The following is a 12,022-nucleotide window of genomic DNA, read 5'->3' as shown; positions in this document are numbered from 1 at the left end:
AATGAAAAAATATTTAATAATAGCGGTTTTATTGCTGTCCAATAACATTTTTGCACAAGTTGAGGTGGTTTCCACTTTCATCGAAAAATGGGATAATTCCAAAGATTATTTAGTAGCCGTTGCAGAAGCTATGCCGGAAGATAAATATGATTACAAGCCAGCTGAACGTGAAATGTCGTTTAGAGAACAATTATTTCACATACAAGACAACATGAATTGGTTGGGCACAACGCATTTTTCGGGCGAGAAATATGTGAAAAAAGAAGCGGTAAAAGGACTTTCAAAAGCGCAAATGATCCAAGAAATAAAAGCCTCTTTTGATAAAGCAAAGGCATTTGTACAAAAAACTAATGATATTGAACTGTCGCAAAAAGTAGATTTTTTTGCTGGCCCAAAATCAAAATTACAAATACTCAACTTGATGCAAGATCATGTTACCCATCACAGAGCGCAAATTTTAGTATATTTGAACCTGAATGGAATTCAACCACCCAAGTATGTTGGTTGGTAATTTTGCAATTTAGATACTTACAATTAAAGAAATTAACATGAGAAAGACGTTGTTTTTATTTGCCGTTTTAGCCCTTGCTTCTTGTAAAAAAGAAGAAGTCAAAAAAGAACCTTTATACCCAACCACTACCGAAGAAGTTGCGCAAACTCCAGAGGAATTAGGAGAAGAAATTTTCAAAGGTAAAGGAAATTGTGTTGCCTGTCATCAAGTAGACAAGAAAGTGATAGGACCAAGTCTGCAGGATATTGCTAAGATTTATAAAGATAAAAACGCAAGCATCGTAACGTTTTTAAAAGGTGAAGGTGAGCCTATTGTTGACCCAAGCCAGTATGAAGTTATGAAAACAAACTTCGCCGTTACAAAAGCTATGTCTGATGGCGAATTGAAAGCCTTAGAAGCTTACGTATATTCAAATTTGAAATAATTTATACTGAACTTGTTTCAGTATCTGGAGCTAATCCCGCTCTACGCTGTATTCCCGATAAATAAAAACTACGGCTAAAAAGTCTTGTTTTTCTAAATCGGGAGATGTCGCTGCTATCGGGGCTAAAATACAAGAACCATTCGTCTCTGCGAATGGTTTTTTTTTATGTCTAAAACTGTTTGAGCGTATTTATTTCTGAACTTTCTTGCTTCTTTAGAAACAATGTGGTTAATTTTTTTATCTTTAAAATATGGAAACAGCATACATCAAAACACCTTTAGGAATCGCTACAATCATTGGTGATGAAAATGGAATATCTGTAATTTCAGTTTCGGATGAAGGTGAAATTTCAACTACAATTCCTGCTGTTGTGCAAGAAGCCGTTACGCAACTCAACGATTATTTTGAAGGGAAACGAACCGATTTTGACTTTGCAATGAATCCAAAAGGTACTGAATTCCAACAAAAAGTCTGGAAAGGATTGCTCGAAATTCCATTTGGGAAAACCTGTAGCTATATGGATTTATCCAAAAAACTGGGCGATGTCAAAGCTATTCGAGCTGTGGCTTCTGCTAATGGGAAAAACCCGCTTTGGATTGTCGTTCCATGTCACAGGGTCATTGGTACAGATGGTTCCTTAACAGGATATGCGGGTGGTTTATGGCGCAAAAAATGGTTGTTGGAACATGAGAATCCAACCACACAACAAAGTCTTTTTTAAAAATAGACTTCTTAGATTTTTAGAAGGTTAGACACATTAGATTTCTTTGATTTTTAGAAATTTAGATTGTCTCAGATTCAAAAAAATCAATCAAGTTTACTAATTTAGGTTTTTGTATTTAATCTAAAAATCTAAGAAGTCAAAAAATCTAACCAATCTAGCTGATGATAGAAAAAATAAACCTCAATAACATTCTGTTCCTCGATATAGAAACCGTTCCGGAAGCCGAAGATTTTAATGCATTAGATGCTGAAATGAAAGACCTTTGGGAGCACAAAACCCAATACCAGCGCAAAGACGAATACACGCCTGAAGATTTCTATGACCGTGCGGGAATTTGGGCCGAGTTTGGTAAAATTGTTTGTATTTCAGTGGGTTATTTTACCATCAAAGGGGATATTCGGAATTTTAGGGTGACTTCTTTTTTTGGAGAAGAAAAGAAAATATTGCTCGATTTCAATAATTTGCTGAACAATCATTTCAATCAGCCACAACATGTTTTGTGTGGGCACAATGCCAAGGAATTCGATATTCCATTCCTTGCCCGACGCATGATTATCAATCAAATTGCCATTCCTAACAAGTTGAATTTATTTGGAAAAAAACCATGGGAAATTCCGCATTTGGACACTTTGGAATTATGGAAATTTGGAGATTACAAACATTTTACTTCTTTAAAATTGATGTGTAAAGTCCTTGGAATCCCTTCTCCAAAAGGCGACATCGACGGCAGTCAAGTAGGGCATGTGTTTTATGTAGACAAGGATATTGATAGAATCGTAACCTATTGCGAGAAAGATACCATTGCCGTGGCACAGATTTTCTTGAGATTACGCAGGGAAGAATTGTTAATTGAGGACGAGATTATTCATGTGTAAGCATTCTGTCATTGTCATTGCAATTGATTTATTACATTTACAAAAATTATAAATTATGGTATTGAGTAGATTTTGGTTGGTCATTTTTATTTCAGCAATTGTATTTGTAGTGTTTAGTTTGTTTTCTGGAGACAGTTATACCATTGACCACGTTTTGAACGGAAAGAAAGATGATCCAATTCTGGTTTCGGAGAAATTCGCAGAGCAACTTCCTGCCTTTATTAAAGACAGCATCAAGAAAGCACCTGAACAAACCATGATTATCAATCGTGATACGCTAAATGCTGACACAACTTATGTTTATAAGAACAAAACCGTAAAAATATATAGTGGTGTTCAAAAATCAGATGGTTTATTGCCAACGTGTAAAAGTACTTTACTGGAATTAATCCTTCCGCTGATGGCTTATTTGGCTTTTTTCTGTGGATTGATGGAGCTTTTAATCATTTCCGGAGCCTCTGGAAAATTAGCTAAAGCATTGAGTCCCGTTTTTGTAAAAGTGTTTCCGAGCATTCCGAAAAACCATCCTTCCATTTCGTATATGACCTTAAATTTTGCTGCTAATTTTCTGGGGTTAGATTCTGCTGCAACTCCTTTTGGTTTAAAAGCCATGGAGAGTTTACAAGAAATAAATCCAGAGAAAGACAAAGCAAGTGATGCACAAATTATGTTCATGTGTTTGCACGCATCAGGTCTTACTTTAATAGCTACTTCTATTATAGGATATCGTGCTGCTGCAAATGCGAGTAATCCCGCTGATGTGATGTTGCCATGTATTATCACTTCTTTTATTGGTACAATTGCTGCCTTTTTAATTGTTGGAATCAAACAAAAAATCAATTTCAAAAGTGCTTCTTTGGTAATTGTATTGATGACATTAATAGCTGCCATTGTAGGTTTGTTGATGTATGTAAATCATTTGGATTTAATTGGAAAAAACTATTTCACCTCTAATCTTTCTGCTTTAATATTAATCGGAATAATTGCCTTTACCTTGATCTTTTCGTTTATTCATGAGAAAAAATTTACTGAAGCATCTACTACAGTTTTTGAAAGTTTTGTAGTGGGAGCTAATAATGGTGTGAAAACCGGAGTGACTATTTTTCCTTATGTATTGGGAATGCTGGTAGCTATTTCTTTATTCAGAAATAGTGGTTTGTTTGAAATTATTAGCGATTGGATTGCTTTCATTTTTTCAAATATGGGAGTAAGTAAGGAAATTACAGATGCTTTACCGGTTGCGTTGCTTCGTCCTTTTAGTTCTGCCGGATCAAGAGGATTTTTGATTGATTCTATGAATACTTTTGGTGCCGATTCCTTAACGGCTAGATTGGCAAGTATTTTTCAATGCAGTGCCGAGAGTACTTTTTATGTGATAGCCGTTTATTTTGGCTCTGTAAACATTAAAAACACCCGCTATGCATTAGGAACGATGCTTATAGTAGATGTAATTTGTGTGATTACAGCAATTTTTGTGGCGACTTGGTTTTTTTAAAAAGAAAAATTTAAGATATAAAATAAAAAAGCCTCACAACATTGTGAGGCTTTTTTTTAGACTTAATCTGGAAGGATTACTTCTTGATGAATGTTTTTACGATGGTTTCTTGACCATTGTTCAATTCGAAGAAATAAATTCCTTTAGTCAGTGTGCTTACATTAATTTCTCCACCTGATGTTTTTCCGTTTTGAAGTTCAAATCCAAAAGAGTTATAGATTTTATAAGAACCACTTTTGTTTTCTTTGATTGAAATGCTTAAAACGTCAGTTGCCGGATTTGGATACAATACAAACGCTTCATTTGTAGTTTCGGTACTCGCAACTTTAGCAGCGCTGGTTTTAGCAGTTGATCCTGAATAAGCAGCTCCAACACCTACTGCATAAAATGCATTTGTAGTCGCTATCACCTCAGGAGAACCTGCTCCATAAAGGTCAGTTGCAGCTTGTATTCCGAATGTTCGTGCATTTGCATAGGTTGAGTTAGCAGACAAATAAACGCTTTCTAAACGATACGTAATTTTAGCCGCTTTATCAATTCCAATGCCCGTAATGCTATACGAGCTTCCTTTGTCGTTTGTTCCAGTTTTACCTTGAGTCAGGATATAAAACCAATGGTTTAAAACTCCGCTGTTTGTGTGAACGCCACAATAGTCATTTCTAGAACTTGGTCTACATTTTGTTTGGCTGATCCAATTTGTTCCGCCATAAGTATCCGGTTGTCCTTCACTTTTAGGATTGCTCATAGAACGTAAAGCTAAATGTCCTGATCTTCTTTCGATGTCTTCTCCAATTAACCAAAGTTGTTTGTTTGGTGCAGCATAATATTCGATACAAGCTCCCCAAATATCAGAGAATGCTTCATTCATTGCACCAGATTCTTGTTGGTATGCTAAGTTTGCAGTGTTCGTACAAACTGCATGTCCTATTTCGTGTCCGGCTACATCTATTGAGGTTAAGATGTCAAAACCACCTGTTCCAGAACCGTCACCATACGTCATTACACTTCCGTTCCAATAAGCATTGTTATAATTGCTACTGTAATGAACATAGCTTTTTATGGCTGCTCCAGCATTATTATAACTGTTTCTTCCGTGAACAGCCGAAAAATAGTCATACGTCTTTTCAGCTCCCCAATGTGCGTCTAACGCTCCATTATCTTTGTTTACATTATTGAATTCAGCTGCCGTCCAGTTATTGTCTACATCTGTAAAATTTACGGCTGCCGTATAGCTGGTTCCTTTTTTCATATTGTAGGTCATAACTCCATTACCACGTGTGGCATCTGCTAATATGTATGATGCTCCGCTCAATGTTGTTTGGATTGATTGGGAACCACTATAGCGAGTGTCAGCATTGGCAATTACAAATGACGTTGCGGCATTGTTTTCAGATTTTTTATTTACGGAATTATGCTTTCCACCATTGCTAAATTCATCCAGATGTTTGATGGTTGCATTGTAAAATAAAGTAGTACCAGTTATTGCATCAATATAGACGTCACCGCGGCTTATCGGATTTGTGGCATAAATGTCAAATTTGTAAGCTAAGCGAATTTGTTCTATTTTTTTACCTTTAGAATCTTCATCCAAAAGAGGAAGTAAGACTAATTCGCCAGTAGGTTTTTGATAGTCATTAATCTTTGCTTCTGCTGGAGATTCCCAAAGGTAGGTAGCTGCTCCAATTTGTTTTAAAGCACTGTTTAAAGCTTGTTGTTTTGATAAAACCGGACGCGTGTTTACGTTTTCTAATTGATAAAACTCTCCGCTCATGGATTCTAATTTTCCAGATTTTGAGTGCAAGGTGTACGTAGAGAATTCAACTTTTATTCCTTGGTGAAACAATTGAAATTTTTCATGAGAAAACCCTAGTTTGTCAGTTTCTGATTTAGTTTTTGCGAAACTGGAATTGTCTTTTAATTCTAATTGCTCTCTGAATGCCTTTTCAGAATCGGTGTTTTTGTACGTTGACTTTTCGTTAAAAACAATTAGTGAAGGTTTTCCTCTTTCGTCAGTAAATTTTTCTTTTACATTTTTAGTTGCGTCTTGAGCATTTGTTTCTAAAGCAAAAAAAGAAACGGAGGCAAAAAGCGCAATTTTTCCAAGTAATTTTGTTTTCATTTAATAGGGTGTTTTGGTTAGTTAAACAATGAATCAAATTTAACAAAAAAACAATATAATGTTAGTTTTATGTTAAATTAATTGATTTTTATTTGTTGTGAAATATAAAACCTGTCAAAATAGATGTTTTTATAAGAGGCAAGAAAATGTAAAATTAATGTCAAAAAAAAAATGCATCCCTTTATAGGATGCATTTTCTATAGTCGATTTTGAACCGAAAATGTTAGTCGATAATCATTTCCGGAATTTCACCTTCAATAATTAAATCAGCTTCAGTAGAAGCGACGATATGTTCTACGGTTACACCAGGTGCGCGCTCCAATAGTTTGAAACCTTGCGGTGTTATTTCCATTACGGCCAGTTCAGTAACCACTTTTTTAACGCAACCTACACCCGTTAATGGCAAGGTACATTTTTTAAGTATTTTAGATTCTCCAGCTTTGTTTACATGCATCATGGCTACAATAATATTCTCGGCAGAAGCCACTAAATCCATTGCGCCACCCATTCCTTTGACCATTTTACCTGGGATTTTCCAGTTGGCAATATCACCGTTTTCGGCAACTTCCATAGCGCCAAGGATTGTTAAGTCAACATGTTGTCCACGAATCATTCCAAAACTGAATGCGGAGTCAAAGAAACTTGCTCCGGGCAAAGTAGTGATGGTTTGTTTTCCTGCGTTGATTAAATCAGCATCTTCATCGCCTTCAAAAGGAAATGGACCCATACCTAGAATTCCGTTTTCACTTTGAAATTCAACGTCAATTCCTTCGGGGATATAATTAGCCACTAATGTTGGAATTCCGATTCCGAGATTCACGTAATAGTTGTGTTTTAACTCTTTTGCAATGCGTTTTGCGATTTGATTTTTATCTAAAGCCATAATTAGAAAATTTTTCTCACGGTTCTTTGTTCAATTCTTTTTTCATATTTCCCACCTTGAAAAATTCTATTTACAAGTATACCTGGAATATGAATTTCATTTGGATCTAAACTTCCTGCAGGCAATAATTCTTCTACTTCGGCGATGGTTATTTTTGCCGCTCCAGCCATACAAGGGTTGAAGTTTCTTGCGGTTCCTTTGAAAATTAAGTTTCCGGCTTCGTCACCTTTCCACGCTTTTACGATGGCAAAATCAGCTTTGAAAGCGTGTTCCATAACATGCATTTTTCCATTGAATTCGCGAACTTCCTTCCCTTCAGCTACTTCAGTTCCATAACCGGCTGGTGTGAAAAAAGCAGGAATTCCTGCTTGTGCCGCACGACAACGTTCTGCTAAAGTTCCTTGAGGAATAAGATCCACTTCAAGTTCTCCAGAAAGCATTTGGCGTTCAAATTCAACATTTTCACCTACGTAAGAAGAGATCATTTTTTTGATTTGACGCTTTTGCAAAAGCAATCCAAGACCAAAATCATCAACACCTGCATTGTTTGAAATACAAGTTAAATCCGTAGTTTCTTTTTTTACTAATTCGGCGATGGAATTTTCTGGGATACCACATAATCCGAAACCGCCAAGCATAATAGTCATCCCGTTTTCAATTCCTTGAAGGGCATCCTGAACGTTGTTTACTTTTTTGTTAATCATAAAAATGAGTTGCTATTTGTCGAATTTTATTTAAAGAAGAATCAAATCTGTTTACAATACTAAGAACAACAGAATTTAATTTTGAGAACCAAAGCCCTAGCCCAGATAAAAGCGACATCCTTTCTGGTCCTGATTTTTTTTCAGGACCAGAAAGATATAGCGGTTAGCTGGATTAGCTCCAGATGAAAATTTTACAATTCAAATTCTTCGGTATCTTGTTCTACGGCCGTCGTGTCTATTACCTTTTTAGGAACGTAACAGTCTACTTTTATAGAAAGATTTGCAGGTCTTTCAAAGCCTTCCTTAGAAACTTTAAGAGCAGGATCAGCATAACAAAGTTTCATGAAATAACCCCAAACCGGCAATGCGGCTGTGGCTCCCTGACCATAAGTGATGCTTTTGAAACGTGCCGAACGATCCTCACAACCTACCCAAACTCCAGTTACAAGATTAGGAACCATTCCCATGAACCAACCATCGGATTGGTTTTGAGTAGTACCTGTTTTTCCTGCAATAGGGTTTCTAAACGAATACGGATAACCCGTCCAGCGGTTGTCTCCATTACCACCGCCAGTGGTGCGCAAACGGTCTCCAGAACCACCTTCGGTTACACCTTCCAGTAATTTGATAACTGCATAAGCGATGTCTTTGTTTAAAACATCATGCGATTCAGGTATTGGTTCGTAGATGATAACGCCACTTTTATCTTCAATTTTAGATATAAATTGAGGTTTCATATAAACGCCTTGATTGGCAAAAGTGCTGTAAGCGGCAACCATGTCTTCAACTGTAATTTCAACTGCTCCTAAGGCAATGGAAGGTTGGTTTACAATTTCGGATTTCACCCCTAATTTATGGGTTAAATCGATTACTGCTTCCGGACCAACTTTGTCAATTAATTTTGCTGATACTGTATTTATGGAATTCGCTAAACCTCTTTTTAAGGTAACCATCCCGCGGTATTTATTGTCGGAGTTTTTAGGTTCCCAATCTTCGGTAACATGATGGCGTCCTTTTCTGATTACGAATGGTCCATCAACAATCGAGTCACAAGGAGACATGTTCAATTGCTCAATAGCAGTGGCATAAACAAATGGTTTGAAAGTAGAACCTACTTGTCTGGCGCCTTGCCCTACGTGATCGTATTGAAAATATTTGTAGTTGATACCACCAACCCAAGCTTTTATATTACCGGTTTGTGGTTCCATTGCCATCAATCCGGATTGTAAAAAGTGTTTGTAATAACGGATAGAATCCAATGGCGTCATGATCGTATCTTTTTCTCCTTTCCAAGAAAAGACAGTCATTTTTGCTTTTTCGCTGAACGATTTTATAATTTCTTCATCGCTTTTATCCATTGATTTCATCACAGCCCATCGGTTAGATGATTTCATTGCTTGATTCAAAATTCGTTGTGTTTCTACCGAAGAAATATTAACAAAAGGAGCGTTTTTATTATCCTTGGACTGATTGAAAAACTCTTCTTGAAGGTTTGCCATGTGAGCAGTAACCGCTTCTTCAGCATGCAATTGCATTCTGGAATCAATCGTGGTATAAATTTTCAGACCGTCTTTGTAGATGTCATAATCAGAACCATCCGGTTTTTTATTTTCCTCGGCCCATTTCTTCATGTAATCGCGAAGATATTCTCTAAAATAAGTTGCCGTTCCGTCTTTATGAGTTTCTAATTTGAAATTTAATTTGATCGGTAAACTTTGAAGTCTTTCCTTCTCTTCTTTTGAAATGATTTTTCCTTTTTCCATTTGCAAAAGCACCACATTTCTACGGTTTTTTACCCCTTGCGGGTTTCTGATAGGATTGTATAAACCGGAATTTTTAAACATCCCAACTAATATTGCCGATTCACTGATGGTTAAATCCTTTGGCTCTTTGGAGAAATAGGTTTTTGCCGCTGAACTTACTCCAACAGAATTATTTCCAAAATCATACACATTACAATACATGGCAATGATTTCATTTTTAGTGTATTGTCTTTCTAATCGAATAGCGATAATCCATTCTTTTATTTTTTGTACAATTCTAAAAGGCAGGAATTTAGATCCTTCTCCGTGAAATAATTGTTTGGCTAATTGCTGTGTCAATGTACTTGCACCACCGCTGGTTCCTAAACTGGAAATAGCTCTTAAAGTTCCTCTTCCATCAATACCTGAATGCTCATAAAAACGGGCGTCTTCAGTGGCGATTAATGCTTGTACGAGGTTTTTTGGTAAGTCTGAATAGCGTAATTGAGACCTGTTTTTTTCGAAATACTTACCCAAAACCACTCCGTCAGCCGATATGATTTCGGTAGCTAAGTTAGAATCTGGATTTTCTAAATCTTCAAAAGAAGGCATCGAGCCGAAAAGTCCCCATGAAGCAAATAAGAAAAACAAACCGACAGCACCCATTCCATAAAAGAAGATTTTCCAAAATTTCTTTTTGTAGTAAGTGACGTCCTTATCAATGTTTTTTGTCTGATTGTTATTTTTTTTGATAGCCATAATACTATTTTATTCTTTTTTTTCTATTCTAAAACCTACCTCTGTAATTCCGTCTAAAGCTGTTACGCCAGGAACTTTGCCGTTTTCTCTAACAGCTTGTTTGATGTAGACTTTGTATTTTGATTTGAACCGCACATTTTCCTTGTAAAAGAGTTTGCTTTCTTTTATATCCGAAAAACCATCACCTAATAATGTTCCGTCCGGATCTGCCATTTGGTATTCAAGTGTGTCTACTTTTGTAAAACCATTTGGCAATTCCAATGCCACAATTAAAAACAGATTATTGTATTGATAATTGTTATTGGCTCTCAAATTCACAAATAAATTGTATCGTTTTGTTGAGTCTAATTCCGGTAAATTGAACGTTACAATGCTGTCTTTGTGCCACGCACTGCCAACAGATTTATATTCATCAAAAACTCTTTTTTTATCACATGAAGAAAAGAGAATCACCACTAAAAGAAGTAAAGCGCTATTTTTTATCCACATTTTTAGTAATAATTATAGGTTTTCTTGGTTCCGCAGGCTTTTTGTCATTTGGATTCTGACGGTTATTATTGTTATTGTTTGCGGGCTTGTTGTTATTTGCTACAATTGCATTTTCACCGGCCGGTTTGCGTTTTTTATGCTGTTTTTTCTTTGGTTTTGGCTGATCAAAACGAGTCAAACTTTCTTGACCCATTGCATTATTGAAGTTTTTCTCCGGTTCAGCAACAATCTCGATAGCATAATCTTCTAACGAAGAAACTTTGTTTTTTAGTTTGTTTTCGGCAACAATTTCTTTGACTTGTTCAATTTTCAGCACATGCCAATTAGCAAAATTATTGGTGTACGCAAACCACATCAATCCTTTGAAAATATCTTGTTTCTGGCAAATGGCATCTCCTTTTTCAGTCACCAATTTTGTTTCGAAATCCGGAAAATCTTTCAACGCATCCATGTACGTATCTAACTCATAGTTCAAGCAGCATTTCAATTTTCCGCATTGTCCAGCCAGTTTTTGTGGATTCAAAGACAGTTGTTGGTAACGTGCCGCTGAGGTGTTTACACTTCTAAAATCTGTCAACCAAGTAGAACAACACAATTCTCTTCCGCAAGAACCAATTCCGCCTAAACGAGCTGCTTCCTGACGGAAACCTACTTGTTTCATCTCGATACGAGTACTGAATTCTTTAGCGAAATCTTTAATCAACGCACGAAAGTCGATACGGTCATTTGCCGTATAATAAAATGTAGCTTTTGATCCGTCCCCTTGAAATTCAATATCCGAAATTTTCATTTCCAGTTTTTGAGCAATCGCCAGTTCACGTGCGCGAACCTTCATTGGCTCTTCACGATCTCTTGCAGTAGACCAAATATCAATGTCTTTTTGGGAGGCTTTTCTATAAATTTTTGGAATTTCATTACCCAAGTAATTCGCTCCTTTTTTCTTCATTTGAATTTTAACCAATTCTCCAGTCAAAGTAACAATTCCTATATCATGACCCGGAGAAGCAACAGTAGCAACGATATCGCCAATGCTTAACGTTAATTTCTCGGTATTGCGGTAAAATTCTTTTCTTCCATTTTTGAAACGTACTTCAACACAGTCAAAAGGTGCGTCGCCATTAGGCAAACTCATATTAGAAAGCCAATCGAATACCGTTAATTTATTGCAGCTATCGGTGCCGCAAGTCCCATTATTTTTACAACCCTTAGGTGCGCCACCATCAGAAGTTGAACAACTTGTACATGCCATAATCTTATATGTAGTGTTGCGACGAGCACAACTTAAGTTCTTAAAACG

Annotated in this window: 11 protein-coding genes; 5 read left to right on the top strand and 6 right to left on the bottom strand. The window is 36.4% G+C overall.

Annotated features, from left to right (window positions below):
- Position 1: 1 nt before the first annotated feature.
- The 5 genes from CLV00_RS03895 (at position 2) to CLV00_RS03875 (ending at position 4,029) form a co-directional block, all read left to right on the top strand.
- Entirely contained in the window at positions 2 to 511 is a 510-nt protein-coding gene (locus CLV00_RS03895) for a DinB family protein (RefSeq protein ID WP_099713899.1), read from the top strand.
- A gap of 37 nt (positions 512 to 548) precedes the next feature.
- On the top strand, positions 549 to 935 hold the full coding sequence (locus CLV00_RS03890) for a c-type cytochrome (RefSeq protein WP_099713898.1): 387 nt from the start codon (positions 549 to 551) through the stop codon (positions 933 to 935).
- Positions 936 to 1,185: 250 nt separating this feature from the next.
- Positions 1,186 to 1,656, top strand: a complete 471-nt coding sequence (locus tag CLV00_RS03885; protein ID WP_099713897.1) for a methylated-DNA--[protein]-cysteine S-methyltransferase — start codon at positions 1,186 to 1,188, stop codon at positions 1,654 to 1,656.
- A gap of 164 nt (positions 1,657 to 1,820) precedes the next feature.
- Positions 1,821 to 2,534, top strand: a complete 714-nt coding sequence (locus CLV00_RS03880; RefSeq protein WP_099713896.1) for a 3'-5' exonuclease — start codon at positions 1,821 to 1,823, stop codon at positions 2,532 to 2,534.
- 55 nt (positions 2,535 to 2,589) lie between these two features.
- Positions 2,590 to 4,029, top strand: coding sequence for a nucleoside recognition domain-containing protein (locus tag CLV00_RS03875; protein ID WP_099713895.1), 1,440 nt, complete (start codon positions 2,590 to 2,592; stop codon positions 4,027 to 4,029).
- A gap of 76 nt (positions 4,030 to 4,105) precedes the next feature.
- On the opposite strand, the gene CLV00_RS03870 is transcribed toward CLV00_RS03875, so the two are convergent.
- The 6 genes from CLV00_RS03870 to CLV00_RS03845 form a co-directional block, all read right to left on the bottom strand.
- Positions 4,106 to 6,148, bottom strand: coding sequence for a M4 family metallopeptidase (locus tag CLV00_RS03870; RefSeq protein WP_158234585.1), 2,043 nt, complete (start codon positions 6,146 to 6,148; stop codon positions 4,106 to 4,108).
- Between the two features lie 223 nt (positions 6,149 to 6,371).
- Positions 6,372 to 7,031, bottom strand: coding sequence for a CoA transferase subunit B (locus tag CLV00_RS03865; protein ID WP_099713894.1), 660 nt, complete (start codon positions 7,029 to 7,031; stop codon positions 6,372 to 6,374).
- A gap of 2 nt (positions 7,032 to 7,033) precedes the next feature.
- Entirely contained in the window at positions 7,034 to 7,735 is a 702-nt protein-coding gene (locus CLV00_RS03860; protein WP_099713893.1) for a CoA transferase subunit A, read from the bottom strand.
- Between the two features lie 191 nt (positions 7,736 to 7,926).
- Positions 7,927 to 10,236: a penicillin-binding protein 1A gene (locus CLV00_RS03855; RefSeq protein ID WP_099713892.1), complete on the bottom strand. Its 2,310-nt coding sequence runs from the start codon at positions 10,234 to 10,236 to the stop codon at positions 7,927 to 7,929.
- A gap of 9 nt (positions 10,237 to 10,245) precedes the next feature.
- Complete coding sequence (locus CLV00_RS03850; RefSeq protein WP_099713891.1) at positions 10,246 to 10,725, bottom strand: gliding motility lipoprotein GldH; 480 nt, start codon at positions 10,723 to 10,725, stop codon at positions 10,246 to 10,248.
- A complete protein-coding gene (locus CLV00_RS03845) occupies positions 10,709 to 11,974 on the bottom strand; it encodes a regulatory iron-sulfur-containing complex subunit RicT (RefSeq protein ID WP_099713890.1) in 1,266 nt (421 codons plus the stop codon). The genes CLV00_RS03850 and CLV00_RS03845 overlap by 17 nt, the downstream gene beginning before the upstream one ends.
- Positions 11,975 to 12,022 lie beyond the last annotated feature (48 nt).

It is taken from the genome of Flavobacterium sp. 11, assembly GCF_002754315.1.
Taxonomy (GTDB): Bacteria; Bacteroidota; Bacteroidia; order Flavobacteriales; family Flavobacteriaceae; genus Flavobacterium; species Flavobacterium algoritolerans.
The sequence above is the reverse complement of the archived record's forward strand: the minus strand, read 5'-3'. Positions and strand labels throughout refer to the sequence as shown.